Consider the following 20,550-nt stretch of genomic DNA (forward strand, 5'->3'; position numbering starts at 1 on the left):
TAGAAGTCCGCTGCACCAGGTTCGTTCTTGTCGTCCTCGAGCGCTGCACGCAGCTGCCGGTAGAGAGCGGCTACGTTCCGAGGGTCGGGCGGTGCGGGCGGGGTCGGGGCCTGGCGTGGTGAGTTCGGTGTCACACCGTTTACCGCGCTCGAGTTTCGTTAGTGGTTCCTGAGCCTCCAGTCGTAGGGGATGTGGTTGTCGAACGGGTCCAGCCGCTCGGATCGCGACGGGTCGTGCGGGTGGGTGGCGCAGTTGGCGACCAGCGCTGTCTCCGACATCCCCTTGAAGCCGTTCCAGAGGCCCGGCGGGATCTGCACCAATGCGTAGTCGTCAGGGCCGAGGAAGAACTCCTGGCAGAGGCCCCGCGTCTGTGAGCCCTCGCGCTCGTCGTACAGGACGAGCTTGATCCTGCCATGCGGCACCGCGTAGTTGAGGGTCATGTCCTGATGTCGGTGCCAGCCCTTGACGACCCCGCGGTAGACGGTCGTGAAGTAAATCTCCCCGAAAGAGATGAAATACGGGTCGTCGGCGCGCAGCATGTGGTGGACGGTGCCTCGTTCGTCGGGGATACGCCGCAGCGGGATCTTCCGCACGCCTTCGATCACGGTTCCACCACGTGCCATTCTGGAAGAGGGACGATGAATCGACCTCCGTCCGCGCGGTAGGGCGCCTGCTGTGTCAGGACCTCTTCGGCCAGGTTCCACGCCAGCAGCAGCACATGGCTCGGCCGCTGTTCGGTTAGGTAGGTGACGTCGGTGATGGGTATTCCCGCGCCTGGCATCAGCCGATGCTGCTTGTGCGGGTTCAGGTCGATGACGGCCTCGACCAGGTCAGGGCCTATGCCGCAGTAGTTGAGCAGGACGGTACCCTTCGCAGCCGCGCCGTAGGCCGCGATGCGCGCGCCGTCCGCCTTCAGCGCGCGGAGTTGGGCGGGTATCGCATGTCGTAGCCGTCCGGCTCGCTCCGCGAAGGCGGCGTAGTAGGCGGCTGAGCCCACGCCGGCCTCGGCCTCTTCTGCGAGGAGGCCGGTCACCTCCGGGCCGGGAGGGGGGATGTCGGAGCAACGACGGATGGTGTACCGGAGGCTTCCGCCGTGCACCCGCAGCCGCTCGACGCCGGTCACCGCGAGTCCGTGCCGGCGCAGCAGGGCCTCGAACGCTGTCAGCGAGTAGTAGAAGACGTGTTCGTGGTAGACCGTGTCGAATTCGGTCCCGTCGATGAGCCGACCGAGGTGTGGTGACTCAACGTAGGCCACCCCGCCGTCGGCGAGCAGTATCGCCAGCCCGGCGGTGAAGTCGTTGATGTTCGGAACGTGCGCCATGACGTTGTTGGCGTGCACCACGCTGACCGGGCCGTGCATGGCGCGAATCCGCCGGGCGACGTTGGCGCCGAAGTACTCGGTCATGGTCGGCACGCCCGCCTCGGCGGCCGCGGCCGCGAGGTTGCGCGCCGGTTCGACTCCGAGCACCGGCACCCCGAGACCGGTGTAGTGCTTGAGCAGGTAGCCGTCGTTGGCTCCGATGTCGATGACCAGGCTGTGGGTGCCCAATGCATGCTCGGCGACGGCACGAGCCGCCAGTTCGCCCATGGCCGCGACCATCGTCGTGCTGTACGACGAGTAGTACGGATAAGTGTCGAACAGCGTTGCCGGCGCTACGGTTCCCGCCAGCTGCACGAGGGCGCAGCGTGCGCAGCGGGCCAGCTCCAGGGGGTAGCGCGCCTCCGGGGTCGGGTCCGACGGTGCTCGATAGGCGTTGGCCAGTGGCTGACGGCCCAGGTCCAGGACGGGCAGCAGCGGCGTGTGCCCGCAGGAACGGCAGGCGTGGACGGGGCTGTAGCTCATCGGTCCGCCAGATGGCGCCGGTACCAGGCTGCGGTACGCCGCAGCCCCTCGGCCAGGCCTATTTTCGGCCGCCAGCCCAGGTCCTTCCTGGCTGCCGAGGAGTCGAGGTACTGCGCGTGGATCTCCTGTGTCGCTCCGCCCAGCACGACGGGCTGGATGTCGACACCCACCGCCCGGGTGATGCGGGACATCATCTGCAGCACTGTCAGGGGCTCCTCGAGTGAGAAGTTGAACGCGCGTCCGGCTAGGTCGGGCCGCTGCATCATGGCCTCTGCGAGCCGGAGGTAGGCGGACGCGCCGTCCTCAACGTAGATGTAGTCGCGGATGAGCGAGCCGTCGGAACGGACTGTGGGTGCCCGACCCGCGAGCAGGTCACGCATCACGCCGGGCACCAGACGGCTCCAGTTCAGATCGCCGCCTCCGAAGAAGTTCCCGCACCGTGTGACGCAGACCCGCAGACCGTATGTCTGCGCGTAGGACTGCGCGATGAGGTCGGCGCACGACTTGCTGACGTCGTAGGGCGCGCTTCCGTGCAGCGGCGTCGCTTCGCTGTAAGGAAGGAGAGCCTGAGTGCCGTACGCCTTGTCGCTGCTCGCCACGACGGTCTCCGAAACGAGTGGGCTGCGCCGGCAGGCTTCGAGCACCGTCCAGGTGCCTTTGATGTTGGTCTCGAACGTCGCCAGGGGGTTGCGGTCGGCGACCGGGACGATGGTCTGGGCGGCGAGATGGAAGACGGTGCGTACCTCGTATTCCCCCAGGATGCGTTCGAGTAGACATAGGTCGGTGATGTCACCGCGGACCTCCTGCACGTGGTCGCGGACGCGCTCGGTACGGAAGCGGCTGTAGGGCACCCGGTCGCGCACCAGGCACACGACGCGTGCGCCCTGAGCCACCAGTGCTTCGACGAGCCACCCGCCCAGCAGCCCAGTGGCCCCAGTGACCAAGACCGGCCGCTCGTCCCAGGCGGAGACGTCCGCGCACGACGTGGTGTCACTCACGCGTGTCCCCGGCGGACGCCAGGCTGCCGGCGAGATCAAACAGATGGGGCTGCCCGGCGATCCAGGCGGTGCGGTCCCGTACCCGCGCCGCCTCGGCGTCTGCCGTCGTGGAGTGCGGATAGATGAGGAAGTCCTCCGCCGCCATCCCGGCCAGTACCCGGTCCGCGACCGTGCGCGGCTCCAGCACTTCACCCACGAAGCCTTCGGCGGCCGCACCCGCGCCGGCCAGGAACGCGTCGAGCATGGGGGTCGCTACGCTCTGCGGGCACACAGCCGACACCCGGACCCCGGTGCCGCGGCAGGCGATGGCCAGCCACTCGGCGAAGGCGACCGCGGCATGCTTGGACACGGTGTAGGGAGCCGCGGTCGGGTCGGTGAGGACACCGGCGGCGGAGCACATGTTGACGATGTGGCCCTCGCCGCGAGCCAGCATGCCGGGCAGCACCGCGCGGGCGCCGTATACATGGGCCATCAGGTTGACGTCGAGGCACTGCCGCCACACGCTGTCCGGTGCCTCCGGTCCACCGAAGGCGAAACGGCCTGCGTTCTGCACCAGGATGTCGATCCGGCCGTGGGCCGCTTCCGTCCGCTCGACCACCCCGCGGACTTGGGCCTCGCTGGTCACATCGGCCGCCACCGCGACGGCGTCGGTGCCCGCTGCCCGCAGTGTCAACACGACCGTGTCGAGGCGCGCGGCGTCGATATCCACCGCGACGACGGCGCGGGCCCCCGCTGCAGCGAAGCTTTCACAGAGGGCCGCTCCGATCCCCCGTCCTGCACCAGTGATGACAGCGACGCGATCATCCAGGAACATTGCTCCACGTTAGCGACGGTCTGCCGGGGCATCAAGAGGGCTTCGCGCAGGACGGAGAACGCCTGGGCCCGCCGGGCCCCCGGTCTTGGAGGCGTCGTTGCCGGTACACGTGCTCCAGCTCAGCGACATCCACTTCACCGCGACCGAGCGGCCAGTCGACGGCCGGGACGCCGACGCCCGGCTGGCCGCCGTACTCGACGCGTACCCGACTGCCGCCCCTCGCCCCGGCCTGGTGGTACTCACCGGTGATCTCTCCGACGACGGCAGCGTGGCGGCGTGCCGGCGACTACGCGCCGCCCTGGCTTCGCTGTCGGCGCCGGTGTTGGCCGTGCCCGGCAACCACGACCTTCCCGCCGCCGTGGGCGAGGCATTCGACACCGGGGCGGCCACAGCAGGCCGCTGGCGGATCGTGGGGGTCGACACATCACGCGAGGGCCAGATCCACGGCACCGTGGACGTGCCGCGCGAGCTGCGCCGCCTCGACGCGTGGGACCGCCGGCCGACCCTCCTGGCCATGCACCACCCGCCGCTGTCACCTTCGCGCAACGCCTGGTTCCAGCTGGACGGCGCCATGGACCTGCTGACGGCGCTCGCAGCCCGGCCACACGTCAAAGGCATCATCTCGGGGCATCTGCACCACCCGTTCGCGCTGCGCTCGGCAGCGGGCACGCCGGTGCTGGGTTGCCCCTCGACCCTGATCGCCTTCCGGCACAAGGGCGAGGAGGTGGTCGTCGGAGGCAGCGACGCGACCGGTGCGCGACTGCTCGAACTCGCCGACGACGGGACCCTGTCGTCGAAGGTGCTGGCCGCGTGACGGCGGCGGACCGGCCCGCGGCCGGCGACTGCCCGGTGGACGACGCGTGGATGACGGCCCTGATGACGGACCTGTATCCGCTGTGCCGGAGCATCACCGGTGAGGGTACCCGGGCGACGCTCGCGCGTATCCGCCGCGAGATCGGCCTCATCGTCCACGAGGTGCCGACCGGCACACCGGTCCTCGACTGGTCGGTGCCGCAGGAATGGAACCTGCGCAGGGCCCGGCTGGTCGCGCCGGACGGATCCGTGGTCGTGGACACCGCCGACAGCAATCTGCACGTCGTCGGCTATAGCGAACCGGTGCACGGGGAGTATGAGCTGGCCGATCTGCTGCCCAGGCTTCACTGCCTGCCGGACCGGCCGGACCTCGTGCCCTACCGGACCACGTACCATGTCCGCGACTGGGGCTTTTGCCTGCCGCAGCGGGCGCGCGCCGCGCTTGCGCCGGGCCGGTACGGCGTGCAGATCGACACGTCCCTGGCCCCGGGCTCGCTCAGCTACGGAGAACTGCTGGTGCCGGGCCGCCTCCGAGACGAGGTGCTGGTCACCACGCACGTGTGCCATCCGTCCCTGGCGAACGACAACCTGACCGGCATCGCAGCGGCGACCGCGCTCGCCGGCTGGGCCGCCAGCGGCAGCCGCCGGCACACCTACCGCTTCCTGTTTCTGCCGGCCACCATCGGCGCCGTCACCTGGCTCGCCCGCAACCGGGACGCCGTGCGGCACATCCGGCACGGTCTGGTGCTGACAGGCCTGGGCGACCCCGGGCCGCTCACATACAAGCGTTCCCGGCGCGGGTCCACCACCATGGACCGCCTGATGTCCCACCTGGTGGCCCAGGGCGGCGGCAAGACCGTGGACTGGTCGCCCTACGGCTACGACGAACGGCAGTTCTGCTCGCCCGGATTCGACCTCCCGGTGGGCCGGCTGAGCCGCGCGCCGCACGGCACGTATCCGCAGTACCACACGTCCGCCGACGACCTGTCCTTCGTGGCGAGCGGGCAGGTGCGCGCGGCGATCGCCACCGTGCTCGAGGCGTTCGACGCCATCGAGAGCGGCCTACTCCCACGCAATCTCGCCCCGTACGGAGAACCGCAGTTGGGGCGTCGGGGGATGTTCCGCGGGCTCGGCGGAGCACTGGACGAGGCGTCCCCGGAGTACGCCGCGCTGTGGCTACTGAGCCTGTCCGACGGCGAGCACGACCTCGTCGCGATCGCCGAGCGCTCCGGACTGTCTCTTCGTGAGATAATGAAGGCCGCCGAGGCGCTGCGGGCCGCCGGTCTACTGGCCTGAGCGGAGCTGGTCGATCCAGGTCCGGTCCGGCAGAGCGGGAAAGGAGCTGATGACGGCCGCCGCCGTCGCGTTGCCCAGCGCCAGCGCGTCGGCCGGCCCGCGCCCTTCGACCAGGCCTGCCAGCAGGCCGGCGGCCAGGGCGTCGCCGGCCCCCAGGGTGTTCACCGGACGGCACGGCGCAGGATTGACGTGAACGATGTCGCCGCCGGCGGTCAGTATCAGCGAACCACCCGCCCCGAGCGTCATCACGACGATGCCCGGACCGAGCTGAGCGGCCTCGCGCATCAGCCCCGCCTGCTGGTCGTGTGCCAGGCCGTCGCCGGACAGCAGGCAGACATGGCAGTACGGCGCCCGGCTGAGCACGGCCTCACGGTAACCGGCCGGGTCCTCCAGCCAGGGGCGGTATCCGAGGTCGACAGCGGCCGGCGCGGCGACACGCGCGAGGGCTTCCAGAACCGGCTCGAACCCGGGAAAGCCGGGGCAGTACGCGTATCGGGCACCGACCGGCCACACGTCGGGCACTCTGGCAGCGAGGAGACCGGGGACGCCGTCAGACAGTTCATGGACGATGTGATGGTGGCCGGACGCGCTGTGCAGGACAAGCGTCCTGCCCGTGCGCACACCGGTTCGCAGCGGCGCCGCGCAGTGCACTGCGCGCCCGCGCAGCTCGGCAAGCAGCCATGTTCCGATGTCGTCGGAGCCGGCCATCGCCTCCAGTGCGACGGGGTGCCCCATCCGCGCGAGCTGCTGGCACACCAGTGCCGAGCCGCCGCCCAGGGTCAGGTGCACCTGGCCGAGCCGGAGGGTGTCGGTGATCGGTGGCTGCGGCGGCAGCGCACTGAAGACATGTGCGGCCAGCTCGCCGAACGCAAGGACGACGTAAGCAGGTTGACTGGCCGCCTGGTGCTCTTCGGGCTGTGGCCCCCCCACAGGTGTCATCGGTGCTCCGGTGGAGTGCCGTTCACCTGCTGCGGCTCGTAGACCAACAGAGCGTCAGCGGGGGGCTCGCCGAACAACTCGACAACAGTGCGCTCGCTGAGCGTGCTCTGGTCTGCCACACTGCGGAAGTCCCTGATCGCCGTACCGGTGCAGCGCACGTCGGTCAGCGGCGCCCCGGCACCGGCGCGCAGGTCGTCGCCGTCCACGGTGCGGAAATCCACGCTGTACCGTGCGCGGCAGGAGGTGTTGGGGACCGTCGCGTGAAGGTGCGCGCCGGAGAAAAGCATCACCGCTCCGGTGGGCGGCAGGACCGTCAGGGTATGTTCCGGGTCGTGGCCGAGCGCGCGCGGACGCACCTGCACCTCGCGAGTGACCTGCGCAGCGGTGTGCGCCCGGCCGGCGTTGTGCCGGTAGTAGTCAAACAGGTGCGAGTCGTTGGGCACTGCACGGGCGAAGGCGGCCGGGTCGAAGCACATGGCATTGTCCGGTCGGACGTCGAAGACCGGCAGCCACCAGTTGATCTGCTGAGCGGGTGCGCTGTACCAGACGTCGCGGTGCCACGGGAAGGCGAACGCGACTCCGGTGTTGAGGTGGCCCTGCGGAAACGAGGTCCGTGGTTTGGGCAGGTCGTAAAAGGTCTGGTTGACTGGGAATCCCGCCTGCGTGACGATCTCCCGGACGAGCTCGCCGGCGCGTTGGCCGTGGATGAACCGCGGCTTCCACTGCCCAAGCAGACGGGCCGTCTCGGCGGGGCCGTAGTGCTCGTGCGCCCGCTCCGGGTCGTGCGGGGCGAACAGTCCCGCGAGCTGTTGCCGGACGTGCTCGGCCAGGGCCCGTACCCCCGGCAGGCCCATGAGGACCACGATGTCGCCGTGGAACAGTCTGCGCCGGAGCGCGGCGGCCGAGTCGGAGGGATCGATGACGACCGTCATGCCGGCTCCCGCAGGTCGTGGTCGGTCCCGAACCGAGGGTATTCCGGCCCGGAGAAGGGCGCGCCCTCGGTGACGCCGTTGCGCCGTGCTTTGTCCATCTGGCGGCTTGAGGCGTATGGCCGCGGCGCGTACCGCACGTCGCTGCCGGCCCAACGGGTCACGATCGCCCGTCGGCGGCGGTCCGGCGATCGGTTGGGACCTGCACCGTGCAGGACCGACGCGTGGAAGACGACGGCGTCTCCAGCGCGCAGGGCGGGCGCTAGGACACGGTGGTGTCGCCGCAGGTCGGCGTCCTCGGGCACGGCGATCCGCGCTGGGTCGGTCACCCGCTGGCCTTCGGCGAAGGCGGGTGCTTGAAATCGCTCGGTCCACAGGTGCGAGCCCGCCACGAACTCCAGTCCGCCGGTGGTCCGGTCGACATCGTCCAGGGCCAGCCAGGCGCTGCACAGCTCCCGGCCGGCGGTGGCCCAGTAGCTGCCGTCCTGGTGCCACGGCGTGGGCTCGGGTGTGCGCGGCTCCTTCACATACGCCTGGTCGTCCAACAAGGTCAGCGGCGGAGCGCAGCCCAGCACACCGAGGATTGCGGGCACCAGCGGACCGCCCCGCAGCGCCGACGCGAACACTTCCGTCCGGGCGAGTACACCGTGCCCGTACGCGAAGCGCCCCGCAGCCGGCCGCGCACCGCCAGCCTCGGTCACCGGTGATTCCCGGTCGTCGAGGTAGGCGTCGATCTGTCGGCGGATCACCGAGAGCTGGCGGCTCGCCAGCACCCCGCGGACCACGACGACCCCGTCCCGCCAGAACCCCCCGGACGTCACAGCGTCCATATCTTCCCCTCGAACCCCTCGTCCCTGGCCGCGGCAGTGATTTCCCGCCCGTACGTCGCGTTGGAGACCAGCAGAACGTCACAATCGGCGCCGCGCAGAGCGGATGGCGCGCGCACCGGGTGGCCCGTCACCGGCAGGAACGCACCGTGCCGCGCCGGATTGGCATCGATGGCGAAGTCAACCAGCCGGGCTCGAGGGTCGACCGCCGCGAGGAAACTCGTGCCCCGGCCCCCTGCACCCCACAGCACGGTACGGAGACCGGCCCGTGTCCAGGACGTCAGGCGCGCGGTCCACTGCGACCGCAGCGCGCGGTAGGCGCCGGCGAAGCCCCGAGCCGACTCCGTGATGCGGGGGCTCGCGGGGCCGGGCTGGGCGCCCGGCCCCTCACCCGCCACCGCCAGCACCCGCAGGTACTGGCCGTCCTCGTAGCAGGGCTCGCACTCCAGCACCCGCATGCCCTGTGCGGTGCAGGCTCGCTGTAGTACGTCGGCGGAGAAGTACGACCGATGCTCGTAGTGGATGTTCCACGCCATGCGGTTGCCGAGCAGCCAGTCGGCGTTCGGCACTTCCAGGTACACCAGCGTTGGTGGGGAGGCGGGACCAACCATGGCGTTAAGGGCGTGAAGAAAGCCCGCCGGGTCCGGGAGCAGTTCCAGGATGCTCCGCGCGATCACCAGCGCGGGTGCCGTTCGCTGCGGCTCCGGCCGAAACTCCCGGGGATGCAGCCGGATGCGCCCGGCGCCCACCGCCTCGGCGTGCTCGGAGCGCAAGCTCGGGTCGAAACCGTCGCCGGTGTTGCCACCGAGCTGGCACACAACACGCAGGAAATAGCCGTCACCGCAGCCGAGTTCAACCACCCGACATTCGCGGATGCCGTGCGTGTCGACCAGGGCGCGGGCTTCCTGCCGCAGATAGGCCCGGTACGTGGGCGAGTGGGTGAGCGACACGTCGTAACCGGGAGCATACTGGATTCGGCCGGGTTCGAAGCCGTCATTGAAGAGCAGGCCACAGCCCCGGCACAAGGCCAGTCGCACGTCTCCCGTGGCGGCCTCCAGCGCCCGACGCCGGGTGGACGGCGCCACGCCGATCTGCAGGGGCACCCGCGCGATGTGAAGCAGTTGGTCGAGCCGCTCGGACGCGCACAGCGGGCAGGCACTCATCCACGCCTCCTGACCGCCGGTCTCACCGGCCGGCCGCGCAGCACCGTCCCGACACCGTGGTCGAGGGCCCGCCGGTACGTCTCCATCGCCTCCGCGAACGCGGACACCGTGTGGTCGATCGCCGCCGGATCGTGCGCGGCGGACACCACCAGCGAGGGGGCGAGCACACCGCGCTCGACCAGCTCCTGAAGCAGCAGAGTGCGAAACGCCTGGCTGGGTGTGCCCTCAGTGTCGCGGGCGACATACACCATGTTGCAGTCCCTGCCCTTGAGCTGGACGTACTCCTCCAGTCCGGCCGCAGCGACGACGCCTTCGATGCCGGCGCGCAGCTCGGCCCCGATCCGGTGCAGGCGGTCGCTGATCGCGGAGGTCCGGTAGACGTCGATGACCGCAAGCGCGGCGGCCAAGGCCCACGGCTGGGCGCTGCCGGTCTGGGACAACAGGAAGACACGGTCGGCGTCGTCCACCGGGCCCCCGAGCCGCATCACCTCGCGGTGGCCGGCCAGGGCCGATACGGGGAACCCGTTGGCCATGGCCTTACCGAAGGTGGAGAGGTCCGGGGTAATCCCGTGCAGGAACTGCGCGCCGCGTTCGTGCCACCTGAAGCCGGTGATGATCTCGTCCAGGACGAGCAGGCTCCCGTGCTCGTCGCAGAGCTTACGAAGACCTGGCAGGAAGCCCGGCGCAGGCGGCTCGGTCGTCTCGGCCTCGAGCACGACGGCCGCAATCCGGCCGGGGTACGCGTCGAACAGCTCGGTCAGACCGGGCAGGTCGTTGTAGGAGAAGCCGAGGGTCAGCCGCCGGATCGCTTCCGGAACGCCAGCCCGCATGGGCGTGGTGCCGATGAACCAGTCACCCGTACCGAACATGGGGTGCTGACGGCACACCGCGATGAGATCACGGCCTGTATAGGCCCGCGCCAGGCGTACCGCCGCGGCGGTCACGTCGGAGCCGTTCAGTCCGAACTTCACCATCTCCGCACTCGGAATCAGGTCGATGAGTCGCTCGGCTGCCTCCCGCTCGATCCGATGCGGGCGCACGAAGTTGACCCCGTCGGAGAGGTACCGTCGTACCGCCTCGACCACCGGTTCGAAGCCGTGACCGAGCGTGGTCGATCGCAGGCCGTTGCCGAACTCGACGTACGCATTGCCGTCCAGGTCCCAGACCCGACAGCCCGCGCCCCGCTCGATGACAGGCGCCATGCCTTCGGGGTACTGATCGTCGCCTTTGGCGTAGGTGTGCGCCCCGCCGGGGATGAGGCTGTTCACGGCCGCCATGTGAGCGCGCGAGGCGCCGAACTCCCGCATGCGCTACCACGTCCGCCACGGCGGATTGCCGGTCTCACACAAGGAGTTGAGGAGCGCCATATCGTGGGCGGTGTCCATGCACTGCCAGAACCCCTTATGGCGGAAGGCCATCAGCTCACCACGGGCGGCCAGCGCCGTCAGCACGTCGTACTCCAGACTGCTCGCGTCCCCAGAAATGAAATCCAGTACCTCCCGCCGGAGCACCATGAATCCGCCGTTGATCCATTCGGCGTCGAGTGGCGACCGCTCCGCGAAGTCGATGACCTGGTCGCCGTCGAGGGACAGCCGACCGAACCGCGCAGGAGGGTGTACTGCCGTGACGGTTGCCAACCGTCCGTGAGTGACGTGGAATTCAACAGTCTCGGCGATGGCCACGTCACTGACGCCGTCCCCGTAAGTCAGACAGAAGGAATCCTCCGTCAATCTGTCGGCGAGCCGCAGAACCCGGCCGCCAGTGCCCGTGGCGATTCCCGTGTCGACGACTTCCACGGCAGCGTCTTCGGCAAAAAACCGCCCGACCTGATCGGCTCGGTAGCCGGCGGCCACGATGGCTCGGCAAATCCCGGCAGCTCTATAGCATTCGAGTACATGCCATAGGACCGGGCGGCCTCCGACTTCGACCAACGGTTTGGGTAAGTCATCGGTCCAATCGCCCAGCCTGGTGCCGCGACCACCAGCAAGGACGACGACGGGCAGCACACCCTGGTGCACGCGGCCCCACCCCCCTGCACTGCACTGCTGCCGCTATGAGCTATGCTCGCCGCCCCTTGTCGGTAAACTTCCATCAGGTCATCACACTGCCTCACGGGGCTTGTCGCTGTCCCTGCGACCCAGACGGTGCGGGCCCGGAAGTCGCAGGAGCTGACCAGCGGCGAGGCCAGGCGCCATGCGCTCGGCGGCGTCCCTCCGAGCGGGCGAGCCGCAGGTGGTGGCGCCTCGCGTCGACCGCCCGGCTGATGGCCACCGCATCCGGACCAGCCACCCCGTGTGACCGCGAACCGCGTCTGCCGTCGACACCGACAGCGCCCGCACTGCATCGTGACCGCCGAGACCCTGCAGCCCAACGGTGCTACCTGGATGTGCGGCTTGCGCCCAAGCACCCCCCGCGTCGTAGCCGCGCGAGGACGCCGGGACCGCGGCGGCCGCCCGGACCGACTGTGAGTCGACGATGGCGGCGGTCGACTCCGGATTCCGGCCGGCGTCCTCACGCACCAGACCCCGGAGCCGGTCGTGCAGCTCGGCCAGCAGCTCCTGCGCGCCCCAGCGCCGCGCGAACGCGTACACGCGGTCCCAGACGGGAAAGTGGCCCGGCATCGCCCGCCACGTGATGCCGCCCGCGACCAGGTAGGGCACAGCATCCAACATCTGCCGGTGGCAGTAGCCCTCCGGCTGACCGCCCTTGCCGTCCATCCACGCCGGAACCGGCATCGCCTCCCGCACGACCGCCCACTCGGCGTCGCTCATGTCCGAGGGATACCGCGGTTCGCGGTCCGGATCGTCGCCCGCGCGCCCGAACCGGTGAGCGAGGCAATCACACGACCGAGCAATCAAGTTGGATTCCACGGGCACGAAACCGCAGGACTGCGGCACAGCGCCTCCTGACCAGGTCGCTGGGACTTCGACAATCCCGAGCCGGGCAGGAGGCCTTCCCTTCATGCACGCGGGAGCCGAAGATCACGCGACCGCGCCACCGCACTCGAACTGCCACCCGACAAGATCGGTACGACCATGGCTTCACATCACCGTGCCCCTTCGGATTCGACTTTCGCCTGCGCGGGGCTGCCGGCAACTGGATGTGGTTCGGGCTGCGCCCTTTCACTGCTGATGGTAGCGGCGGCCCGATCGGGTGATGGCGCGCCCGCGGAGAGTGTCGGCGTTGGCGCGGCCTCGAGTGCGGGCCAGTCTTGCCGCGGAAGGGAGGCCCGCCACCCATGGCCGTGCGCTGCTTCGGATCTCCGCGCCCCGCCCGCGACGGAGTGAAGGTCCGCCAGGCGCGGCTCACTGTCACCCTCCAGGCCGACGGCTACGAACTGGGGTGCGCCATCGGCAAGCACCGGGAACTCAGCATGGACACCCACCTCCGGGTCGGCGGGAACGGCCAGGCGTCACGGGACCCCGGCGGCGCCGCCGCGACGGCGAACGGGCAGTAGCGGTGGCTCCCGGACTCGGCGGCCGCCCGCACCGCACCGCCACCAGCAGGCGCACGGTCGTGCGCGTGCTGCTCCAAGCGGTGACCGCGGCCGCACTGGCCGTGGACGCCTACGTGCACGCCAGCCTCGCCTCTCCGTATGACCGGGTCGGGCAGCAGATCAGCCAGGGAACGGTATTCCGCCTCGAAGCCGCCGTGGCGTCCCTGGCCGCACTGCTGGTCCTGCTCCTCGGTCGCCGGCGGCCGGTGTGGGCGTTCGCCTTCCTGGTGTCCGTCTCCGCCCTGGGCGCCGTGCTGCTCTATCAGTTCGTGAACGTGGGCACGCTCGGTCCGCTGCCAAACATGTACGAGCCGGTCTGGGGGCGGAGTAAGACCGCCAGCGCGATCGCCGAGGCCGTCGGCGCCGTGGCCGCGCTCGTCGGCTTTCTGATCACCGGCCCGCCGCGCTCTGCGTCCACTCGGGCCGGCGCTGCTCGGGGCGACAAGGCCGACGGCGGGGGGCGGCTGATCACGTGCCACGCCTCACCCTCCGCACCGTACCCGGCAGCTCCTGGGGCTGCTGCGGCTGCTGCCCCTGGCGGTGACCGCCGCCCTGCTACGGCCGCGCGCACCCCGGATTACCGGCGCAGCTTCTTCGGGGCGCACCGCACTCCGTGCCACTGCTCAAGGCCCAGCTGGCCAGCGCCCTGTTGGGACCCGCTCTGATCCAGTTGCTTCTCGCGCTGTGGATGTACGGCCGGCTGCCCGGCCTGCGCGCCGCGTCGCATCGGTGGGCAGCGCGTACGCCTGACCGGCATGTTCGCTTTCCTGTTCTCCGTCCCGATCGCCCAGCAGTGCAGCATCGCCTTCCGCGTCAGCCTGACCGGGCCACGCAAGGCACTGCACTCGCTCGCCGGCTGTTTTCTCTACGGGGCCTTCGTCGCCAAGGTCGCCTTCGTGCGCCACCGCCGCTGGCCGGGCTGGTCGCTCCCGCTCGCCGGTGGCGCACTGGTCACGGTGATCGCCCTGGCCTGGTACTCGGCGGCGTTCCGGTACCTGAGCGGCTTCCGGGCGCCCGGCCTGTAGGCGGACGACGCCGGATCGGTGCCCTCGTCGGCCACTATCGGCAGCGATCACGGCTCGCCAACCCGCCGCCTTCCCGAAGCGCGAGGTGACCGGTTCGCGCGAAAGCCGAACGGCTCCTTCGGCGTGCTTGTGCCGCCGGTCCTGAGGTGCCCGGCGCCGGCACACCTCGCGGCCAGGGACAGCACCGACCGCCGGCACCGGGGTGACGTTGGCCGACGGGGGCCCGACCCGCAAGCACGCGCCTTGCGTCCATGTGCCATGTGCGAAAATTGGACGTACGCCACATGGTGCTGAAGGCAAGCGAGAGGAGTGCCTCATGATCGCCAAGCTGCTCGCCAAGTTGTCCTTCACCCGCAACTACGGTGCGTACGGGGCCCACGACTGGGGCACGCACACCGGCGACGACAGGGTGTGACCACACGTTCGGCGGGCGCCCCCGGGCTCCCGCCGGCTCCTGGCCGCGCTGCCGACAATATCGGCCTGACTGATACGAGAGGTCAGGGGCGATCCCATGGGCCGAGTGAATGAGCCGCCGCAGTTGCCCGGAGGCAGCTTCGCGGCCTGGAGCCGCGACCGCCTGGCAGTGGCGCGCCGTGGCGCTGACGAGTGCGGGGACGTCTGGCAGCTGGAGCCGGGGGTCTACGTAGCCGCTACGGCCGGGGTGTGCGAAGCGGTCCTGCACCGCGCGCAGGACTTCCCCAAGCCGTCCTCACCCCTCTTTCCGCCGTTGAAGCGGGCCGGCGGAGCGCCGATGCCGGAGGAGCAGGCGCACGCTCGCGCCGCCCGTATGCGCGGACTGCGCCCGCACGCGGTTGCGGCCCGGATCGGTGAGATCGCATCCGGGACCGCTCGATTTGCCGACCAGTGGCCCAAGGGCCGGGAGGTCGAGATTCTGCCCCTGGTCCGGCCCGTCCTGGCAGAGATCGGTGTGCGCTACCTCTTCTCCGAAGACGCTCCCGGCCTGCTGCCCTTGGCCTGGCAGCTCTTCGTGGCGCGGGAGGTGCTCGTACGCCCCTCGCACTGGGTGTGGCCGCGCTGGGTCCCCACACCGGCACGGCGGTTCCGCACACGGCAGCAAGTCGCCTTCACCAACGCTTTGCGGCCCATCGTCCGCCGACGCCGCTCATCGGGCCGGCTCGGTGACGACGTGCTGGGACAGATGCTCCGGCCCTCCGCCCGCTACGGCACGCTGCCGGAAGAAGTCATCCTCGACACCCTCCCCGGAATCACCGTGGCCACCTTCGAGACACCCTCCCGAGCAGCCGGATGGATCCTGCTCCACCTGGCCCGATACGCCCAGGCCGCGGATCGCGTCGCGGCCGAAGCCGCCCTGCTGCCCGCCGACCCGGCCGCGACGGCCAGCACCCACCTCGACAGCCTGCAGTACACCCAGGCGCTGGTACGCGAAGTGCTCCGACTGCAACCCCCGAGCTGGCTGCTCACCCGGCGCGCCCCGCGACAGACTCAGCTCGCCGACTACACCATCGACGCCGGATCCACCGTTCTCGTCTGCCCCTACACCGCCCACCGCGACGCACGAGAACACCCCGAACCGGACCGGTTCCGGCCCGAACGCTGGCTCGACGAGTCGGGCTCGTCGACGAAACCCGGGGTCTTCCTCGGCTTCGGTACCGGGCCGCACAGCTGCGAGGGAGCCGCTCTGGCCATGGCCATGCTCACGCTCATGACCGCGCATACAGCCCGCCGCTACCACTTGAGCGAGCCGCCCGGCGCGGAACCCGGCTACCGGGTCACCACCTTCGAAGGTCTCGCAACCGCCGGCCTGCACCTGCGTGCCACCTTGCGCGGCTGAGGGCGGTCCTACTTCCGGTGCCGGGCCGCCTCCATCCGCGCACAACGGACGTCCATCAAATCCGAGTGCCGTTGCCCATGCGCTCGGATCACCGGCTCATGGTTCGCTCATCGTGTGTCGCCGGTCGAACTCGTTGACGAGCATGCCCATCATGACGAGGTCGTGGTGCCGGCCGGCGGAGAAAACGTGTTCCCGCAAGCGCCCCTCCTCGGTGAAGCCGAGCCCACGAAACAGTGCCAGCGATGCCTCGTTGTGGGCCAGAACCGCCGCCAGGCATTTGTGATAACGCCGCTCGGCGAACATGAACCGCAGCAGCAGCGCCACGGCTTCCGTCGCGTAGCCCTTGCGCCGGTGGCCGGCGCTGATGGTGATATCGAACTCGAACCAGCCTGAGCGAGGGCCAGTGCGATGTGAGCCGACTGTACCGACCAGCTCTCCCGTGGCCGTCGCTTCGACCGCCAACCGGAACCGGTCGTCCTCGCACTCGGCAACGGCCTGCTCCTTCGCCCAGGCACGGTGGCTCTCGGCAGACCTCGGCAGGTCCAGCCGACCCCCTCGCGTCCTGTCCTCGTCGGCGAAACGCGCGAACGCCGCCCAGTCGTCGGGCTCGACAGCACGCAGGCGTACCCGATTACCGGTCCAGGACGATGCCATGCCCTATTTGATCACGCCGTTGTGCGCGCGAGGCCGACAGGCACGCCGATGCAGGCGCTGCCCGCCGTGCTCGGTCTCACCGCTGATCGCCGTCCTCATCCGGAGCAGCGGGGTCGCGCAGCGGGCGCAGGTCCGACTGCGGCGGAGAGGGTCGTGCCGGTGCTGCCGCGCCACTGCTCCTCGGACTGAACCGAGGTAGAGCCGTCGTGGGGCGGAAGGTCAGGGCAGCTCCTGGGGGTACCCGTGGCGTTCACCTCCCGGGCCGTCGGACTCGCCACCATCGGTGCCGCTGTTACGCTGATTCTGTGACGGTTTTCCGGCGTACCGTGCCACACGGTCTCCGTCGAAACGGCAAGTCCGAAACAGCGCCGCTTGCGTAACCAAAATGCAGCCGCACCAGGGATGGGTCCCTGGCCAGGCGCCGATCGCCTGAGCCGCGATGATCAATTCTTTCCGTGGGACCCGACGGGCGGCGCGGTGCACCTCCCGGCACCTCGCGGGGATGGGGAGCGGCCGGATCCCCCCCCTGCGCGCCGGGTGCTGGCTGAGGGTCTGCAGCTCCCACTCCCTGTGGAGGTCGGGGTGAAAGTTGTCGTTGATCTTTCCCGATGTGCGGGGTATGCGCAGTGCGCGTTCCTGGCTCCGGAGGTGTTCCGGATGCACGGTGAGGAAGCGCTCATGTACGACCCGAACCCGGATGACGCCTGGCGCGACCAGGTGCTACGCGCCGCGGCGGCGTGCCCGGTCCAGGCGATCCTGGTCGACCAGTTGGGGGCACGGCACGCACCGGCGGATGCATCGCCGTCATGACGAGTGCCGACGGCCTACGTGCGTTCAAGCGCGATGGCCGCATCGTGGTCGTCGGGGCTTCGCTGGCGGGGCTGCGGGCCGCGGAGGCTCTGCGCGACGAGGGTTTCACCGGCTCGCTGACCATGATCGGTGACGAGTTGGGCGAGCCCTACGACCGGCCTCCCCTGTCCAAGCAAGTACTGACCGGGTGGGTGCCGGCCGGGGGCACCACTCTGCCTCGCCGCCGTGGCATCGATGCGGAGTGGCTGCTGGGCGTGCCCGCCAGCGGGCTGGACCTCGCGACGAACCACGTGCGTCTCGCCGACGGACGCGAGATTCCCTTCGACCGGGTGCTGATCTCCACCGGGGTACGGGCCCGGCCGTGGTTCGTCGAGTCCGAGGCGGCCCTGGACGGAGTGTTCGTCGTACGTACACGCGAGCATGCCGAGAGCCTGCAGCGGGCCCTCGCCGCCGGGCCCTCCCGTGTGCTGGTCATCGGTGCGGGATTCACCGGCTCCGAGATCGCCTCCGTCTGCCGCGAGCGGGACATCCCGGTATCCGTCGCCGAACTCGCGCCGGCCCCGCTGGTCGGGGCGCTCGGCGCCATGATCGGCGGAGTTGCGGCCCACATGCAGCGCGCCCACGGTGTCGACCTGCGGTGCGGTGTCAAGGTCGCCCGGCTGGAGGGCGACGCGCAGGGACGGTTTCGCCGTGCCCACTTCGACGACGGCAGTACGGTCGACGCCGATGTGGCGGTGGTGGCACTCGGGAGCATCCGCAACACCGAGTGGCTGCGGGAGTCGGGGCTGGCGGCGGGCGTATGGGGCATCACCTGCGACACGGGCTGCCGCGCCCTCGACATCAACGGCCGCGTCACTGACGCCGTCTTCGCCGCGGGAGACGTGGCACGTTGCCCGAACCCCGTCTACGAGAACCGGCTCATCTCGATGGAGCACTGGGCCAACGCCGTCGAGCAGGCAGAGGTCGCGGCGCACAACATGGTCAGCGCCCCGGAGGACCGCCGGCCCCATGTGTCCATCCCGTTGTTCTGGTCGATCCAGTTCGGCGTCAACATCAAGTCCGTCGGTGTGCCGACCTTCGCCGACGAGGTGGCCGTCACCCAGGGATCGCTGGACGACCACCGCTTCGTCACCGCATACGGCTACCGGGGCCGCGTCACGGCTGCCGTGAGCTTCAACAACGCCAAGTGGCTGAACCACTACCGATGGTTGATCGAGAAGTCCGCACCTTTCCCGCCCCCCTCCCCCACGCCGGACCAGCCGGTCGACATGCAACCGGTTCCCGTCGACCTCCCCGGCCCCACCCTGCTCGCTCAGGGCGCCACCGTGGTCGTCACCGGACATGACCCGGGTGCGCACCGCATCACGGCCGTGCACCGGCATCGGCAGGCGGAGGACCGGACGACCACGACCGAGACGCCTGGCACACTGCAACGGATCTTCGACTACTCCGCCCGGGCCGACCCGTACCCGCTGTATGCCGAGTTGCGCGAGACGCCGGTGGCTCGGCAGGAGGACGGCAGCTACGTCATCAGTACCTATCGTGAGATCGCGGAAACGCTGAACGACCCGCACCTGAGCTCCGACCTGCGCAATCTGTCGCAGCCCATGCCTCCGGTCGAAGGAGGGGCCACGTCGTCGTTCATCCACCTGGACCCGCCCGAGCACGATCGCCTGCGGCGCATGGCGATGCGCCACTTCGGCCCCCCGCACACCCCGGGGCTGGTGACCGGCATGGAAAGCGACCTGACCGCCACCGTCGGCAGCCTGATCGACGACTTCGCGGGCAAGGAGCGCATCGACGTCGTCGACGATTTCGCCTTCCCGCTCCCGGTGACCGTGACCTGTCACTTGCTCGGCGTGCCGCACGAGGACGAACCGAGGTTCCACCGCTGGGTGAACGACATCATGAACTCGGTCGACTACAACCCCGAGACCGATCCGAAGGAGAAACTGGACAAGGGCGTACAGGCGCGCGCGGACTTGCGCCAGCGCCTCGGCGAACTCGTGGAACAGTGCCACGGTCGGCCGGGGGACGGTCTGTTGGGCCGGCTCGCCAACGACGACGGGCCCGACGGCCGGATGGCCGACGCCGACATCGTCGCCACCGCCAGACTGCTGCTCGTCGCCGGCCACGAGACCACCGTCAACCTCATCACCAACGGCATGCTGACGTTGCTGCGCCACCCGCAGATACTGCAGCGACTGCGCGACGACCCGGACCTCGTCGTGCCGCTGGTCGAGGAACTGCTGCGCTATGAGCCCCCCGTGCAGATCATTCCCTGGCGGGTGGCGTACAGCGACATCACCGTCGCCGACACCGTCATCCCCCAGGGCTCGCAGATCATGCTCATGCTGGCCTCAGGCAGCCGCGATCCGAAGCGCTTCCACGATCCGGACCGCTTCGACCCGGATCGGCATGACAACCAGCACCTGGGGTTCGGCAGCGGCATCCACCTGTGTTTCGGCGGCCCGATGGCCCGGCGGGAAACCCAGATCGCGCTGACCGAGTTGGTACGCCGGCTCGACCGCCCCAGGCCGGTCGCCGACCCGCCGCCGTACCGGCCCAGCCCCGTTCTTCGGGGTCCGATCCATCTGGACATCGAGCAGGGTGACGGTTGACACGGCAGCCGAGGGCAGTTGCAAGGTCGCGCCGCGGGCGGCCCGACCGGCCGGCTCTGCATTCGACAGCAAGCAACTCGCTCTTCTCCTCGGCTCCCATCCAGTCCACCGTCTGATCGCTACGGTCCTCCGGCCATGGCGGGAGCGGCATCGCATCGCGGACGACTGCCCACTCCGCATCCGTCAGCGTTGGCGAGCGAGGAGTTGCTTGCGGACGCCTGCCAGGAAGTCGAACACAATCCGATCGTAGGGTGCGCTGCCGGGGTCGCTCGTCCTGACCACTTGGACAAGGCCGCTGACAATTTCAGCGAGGTGTTTCGGGCCCGCGTGGGGCATGAGGTGAGTTGCGACAGGCGACAGGCTCCATGCTGTGCCGGTTGAGAGCGGTGCGGCGGCCGGAACCACAGTGAAGTTGGCAGTCCCGCGTCAAGGCCCTCCGGAACCGGTGACACGTATCCGCACTGGTCACGGCGGCCGACGGAACGTCCCGGGGCAGGGAAGGTGAACCT

Annotated in this window: 19 protein-coding genes and 1 pseudogene; 8 read left to right on the top strand and 12 right to left on the bottom strand. The window is 69.8% G+C overall.

Translation table 11 applies throughout. The features are described 5' to 3' along the window. Window positions 1-158: 158 nt before the first annotated feature. The 4 genes from AC5WRT_RS32030 to AC5WRT_RS32045 are packed head-to-tail and all read right to left on the bottom strand — an operon-like array spanning window position 159 to window position 3,655. The gene (locus AC5WRT_RS32030; RefSeq protein ID WP_496098074.1) at window positions 159-605 is read right to left on the bottom strand and encodes a dTDP-4-dehydrorhamnose 3,5-epimerase family protein; all 447 of its coding nucleotides are present in this window, start codon (window positions 603-605) and stop codon (window positions 159-161) included. Continuing rightward, window positions 602-1,843, bottom strand: coding sequence for a class I SAM-dependent methyltransferase (locus AC5WRT_RS32035; protein ID WP_496100853.1), 1,242 nt, complete (start codon window positions 1,841-1,843; stop codon window positions 602-604). The genes AC5WRT_RS32030 and AC5WRT_RS32035 overlap by 4 nt, the downstream gene beginning before the upstream one ends. Then, window positions 1,840-2,841 carry a GDP-mannose 4,6-dehydratase gene (locus AC5WRT_RS32040; protein WP_496098076.1) on the bottom strand — a complete coding sequence of 334 codons (1,002 nt, stop codon included), beginning with the start codon at window positions 2,839-2,841 and terminating at the stop codon, window positions 1,840-1,842. The genes AC5WRT_RS32035 and AC5WRT_RS32040 overlap by 4 nt, the downstream gene beginning before the upstream one ends. Next, a complete protein-coding gene (locus AC5WRT_RS32045) occupies window positions 2,834-3,655 on the bottom strand; it encodes an SDR family NAD(P)-dependent oxidoreductase (protein WP_496100854.1) in 822 nt (273 codons plus the stop codon). Before AC5WRT_RS32045 ends, AC5WRT_RS32040 begins: the two co-directional genes overlap by 8 nt. 97 nt (window positions 3,656-3,752) lie before the next feature. On the opposite strand from AC5WRT_RS32045, the gene AC5WRT_RS32050 reads away from it, so the two are divergent. Both AC5WRT_RS32050 and AC5WRT_RS32055 read left to right on the top strand, forming a co-directional pair. After that, the gene (locus AC5WRT_RS32050; protein WP_496098078.1) at window positions 3,753-4,469 is read left to right on the top strand and encodes a metallophosphoesterase; all 717 of its coding nucleotides are present in this window, start codon (window positions 3,753-3,755) and stop codon (window positions 4,467-4,469) included. Then, entirely contained in the window at window positions 4,466-5,764 is a 1,299-nt protein-coding gene (locus AC5WRT_RS32055) for a DUF4910 domain-containing protein (RefSeq protein WP_496100855.1), read from the top strand. Before AC5WRT_RS32050 ends, AC5WRT_RS32055 begins: the two co-directional genes overlap by 4 nt. Here the strand turns inward: AC5WRT_RS32055 and AC5WRT_RS32060 are convergent. The 7 genes from AC5WRT_RS32060 to AC5WRT_RS32090 all read right to left on the bottom strand — a co-directional run bounded on the left by AC5WRT_RS32060 (window position 5,753) and on the right by AC5WRT_RS32090 (window position 12,393). After that, window positions 5,753-6,703, bottom strand: coding sequence for a carbohydrate kinase family protein (locus AC5WRT_RS32060; protein ID WP_496100856.1), 951 nt, complete (start codon window positions 6,701-6,703; stop codon window positions 5,753-5,755). The genes AC5WRT_RS32055 and AC5WRT_RS32060 overlap by 12 nt on opposite strands. Next, window positions 6,700-7,635: a phytanoyl-CoA dioxygenase family protein gene (locus tag AC5WRT_RS32065; RefSeq protein WP_496100857.1), complete on the bottom strand. Its 936-nt coding sequence runs from the start codon at window positions 7,633-7,635 to the stop codon at window positions 6,700-6,702. The genes AC5WRT_RS32060 and AC5WRT_RS32065 overlap by 4 nt, the downstream gene beginning before the upstream one ends. After that, window positions 7,632-8,462, bottom strand: a complete 831-nt coding sequence (locus tag AC5WRT_RS32070) for a phytanoyl-CoA dioxygenase family protein (RefSeq protein ID WP_496098082.1) — start codon at window positions 8,460-8,462, stop codon at window positions 7,632-7,634. The genes AC5WRT_RS32065 and AC5WRT_RS32070 overlap by 4 nt, the downstream gene beginning before the upstream one ends. Next, window positions 8,450-9,622, bottom strand: a complete 1,173-nt coding sequence (locus AC5WRT_RS32075) for a class I SAM-dependent methyltransferase (protein ID WP_496098083.1) — start codon at window positions 9,620-9,622, stop codon at window positions 8,450-8,452. Before AC5WRT_RS32075 ends, AC5WRT_RS32070 begins: the two co-directional genes overlap by 13 nt. After that, window positions 9,619-10,929 (bottom strand): glutamate-1-semialdehyde 2,1-aminomutase, encoded by a 1,311-nt coding sequence (locus AC5WRT_RS32080; protein ID WP_496098084.1) that lies wholly within the window; start codon window positions 10,927-10,929, stop codon window positions 9,619-9,621. Before AC5WRT_RS32080 ends, AC5WRT_RS32075 begins: the two co-directional genes overlap by 4 nt. A 3-nt stretch (window positions 10,930-10,932) precedes the next feature. Next, on the bottom strand, window positions 10,933-11,640 hold the full coding sequence (locus tag AC5WRT_RS32085; RefSeq protein WP_496098085.1) for a sugar phosphate nucleotidyltransferase: 708 nt from the start codon (window positions 11,638-11,640) through the stop codon (window positions 10,933-10,935). Window positions 11,641-11,721: 81 nt separating this feature from the next. Continuing rightward, window positions 11,722-12,393 (bottom strand): transposase, encoded by a 672-nt coding sequence (locus AC5WRT_RS32090; RefSeq protein ID WP_496100858.1) that lies wholly within the window; start codon window positions 12,391-12,393, stop codon window positions 11,722-11,724. Between the two features lie 467 nt (window positions 12,394-12,860). On the opposite strand from AC5WRT_RS32090, the gene AC5WRT_RS32095 reads away from it, so the two are divergent. The 3 genes from AC5WRT_RS32095 to AC5WRT_RS32105 all read left to right on the top strand — a co-directional run bounded on the left by AC5WRT_RS32095 (window position 12,861) and on the right by AC5WRT_RS32105 (window position 15,956). Further along, the gene (locus tag AC5WRT_RS32095; RefSeq protein ID WP_496098087.1) at window positions 12,861-13,079 is read left to right on the top strand and encodes a hypothetical protein; all 219 of its coding nucleotides are present in this window, start codon (window positions 12,861-12,863) and stop codon (window positions 13,077-13,079) included. A gap of 794 nt (window positions 13,080-13,873) precedes the next feature. Further along, window positions 13,874-14,143: a DUF6529 family protein gene (locus AC5WRT_RS32100; protein WP_496098089.1), complete on the top strand. Its 270-nt coding sequence runs from the start codon at window positions 13,874-13,876 to the stop codon at window positions 14,141-14,143. Window positions 14,144-14,654: 511 nt separating this feature from the next. Continuing rightward, window positions 14,655-15,956 carry a cytochrome P450 gene (locus tag AC5WRT_RS32105; protein ID WP_496098090.1) on the top strand — a complete coding sequence of 434 codons (1,302 nt, stop codon included), beginning with the start codon at window positions 14,655-14,657 and terminating at the stop codon, window positions 15,954-15,956. Window positions 15,957-16,052: 96 nt separating this feature from the next. On the opposite strand, the gene AC5WRT_RS32110 is transcribed toward AC5WRT_RS32105, so the two are convergent. Next, entirely contained in the window at window positions 16,053-16,610 is a 558-nt protein-coding gene (locus AC5WRT_RS32110; protein WP_496098091.1) for a GNAT family N-acetyltransferase, read from the bottom strand. Window positions 16,611-17,192: 582 nt separating this feature from the next. On the opposite strand from AC5WRT_RS32110, the gene AC5WRT_RS32115 reads away from it, so the two are divergent. The 3 genes and pseudogenes from AC5WRT_RS32115 (at window position 17,193) to AC5WRT_RS32125 (ending at window position 20,041) form a co-directional block, all read left to right on the top strand. Beyond that, the gene (locus AC5WRT_RS32115) at window positions 17,193-17,420 is read left to right on the top strand and encodes a ferredoxin (RefSeq protein ID WP_496098092.1); all 228 of its coding nucleotides are present in this window, start codon (window positions 17,193-17,195) and stop codon (window positions 17,418-17,420) included. Continuing rightward, window positions 17,417-18,793, top strand: a pseudogene (locus AC5WRT_RS32120) (NAD(P)/FAD-dependent oxidoreductase); the annotation flags it as partial. The gene AC5WRT_RS32115 and the pseudogene AC5WRT_RS32120, both read left to right, overlap by 4 nt. A gap of 126 nt (window positions 18,794-18,919) precedes the next feature. Then, a complete protein-coding gene (locus AC5WRT_RS32125; RefSeq protein ID WP_496098098.1) occupies window positions 18,920-20,041 on the top strand; it encodes a cytochrome P450 in 1,122 nt (373 codons plus the stop codon). The last annotated feature ends 509 nt before the right edge of the window (window positions 20,042-20,550 follow it).

This window comes from Streptomyces sp. NTD91 (genome assembly GCF_059510455.1).

Bases quoted from the DNA above. Each gene is read 5' to 3' on its own strand.
- AC5WRT_RS32035 (WP_496100853.1), bottom strand. From the start codon at position 1,843: ATGAGCTACAGCCCCGTCCACGCCTGCCGTTCCTGCGGGCACACGCCG.
- AC5WRT_RS32045 (WP_496100854.1), bottom strand. From the start codon at position 3,655: ATGTTCCTGGATGATCGCGTCGCTGTCATCACTGGTGCAGGACGGGGG.
- AC5WRT_RS32060 (WP_496100856.1), bottom strand. From the start codon at position 6,703: ATGACACCTGTGGGGGGGCCACAGCCCGAAGAGCACCAGGCGGCCAGT.
- AC5WRT_RS32065 (WP_496100857.1), bottom strand. From the start codon at position 7,635: ATGACGGTCGTCATCGATCCCTCCGACTCGGCCGCCGCGCTCCGGCGC.
- AC5WRT_RS32070 (WP_496098082.1), bottom strand. From the start codon at position 8,462: ATGGACGCTGTGACGTCCGGGGGGTTCTGGCGGGACGGGGTCGTCGTG.
- AC5WRT_RS32075 (WP_496098083.1), bottom strand. From the start codon at position 9,622: ATGAGTGCCTGCCCGCTGTGCGCGTCCGAGCGGCTCGACCAACTGCTT.
- AC5WRT_RS32080 (WP_496098084.1), bottom strand. From the start codon at position 10,929: ATGCGGGAGTTCGGCGCCTCGCGCGCTCACATGGCGGCCGTGAACAGC.
- AC5WRT_RS32090 (WP_496100858.1), bottom strand. From the start codon at position 12,393: ATGAGCGACGCCGAGTGGGCGGTCGTGCGGGAGGCGATGCCGGTTCCG.
- AC5WRT_RS32095 (WP_496098087.1), top strand. From the start codon at position 12,861: ATGGCCGTGCGCTGCTTCGGATCTCCGCGCCCCGCCCGCGACGGAGTG.
- AC5WRT_RS32100 (WP_496098089.1), top strand. From the start codon at position 13,874: ATGTTCGCTTTCCTGTTCTCCGTCCCGATCGCCCAGCAGTGCAGCATC.
- AC5WRT_RS32105 (WP_496098090.1), top strand. From the start codon at position 14,655: ATGGGCCGAGTGAATGAGCCGCCGCAGTTGCCCGGAGGCAGCTTCGCG.
- AC5WRT_RS32110 (WP_496098091.1), bottom strand. From the start codon at position 16,610: ATGGCATCGTCCTGGACCGGTAATCGGGTACGCCTGCGTGCTGTCGAG.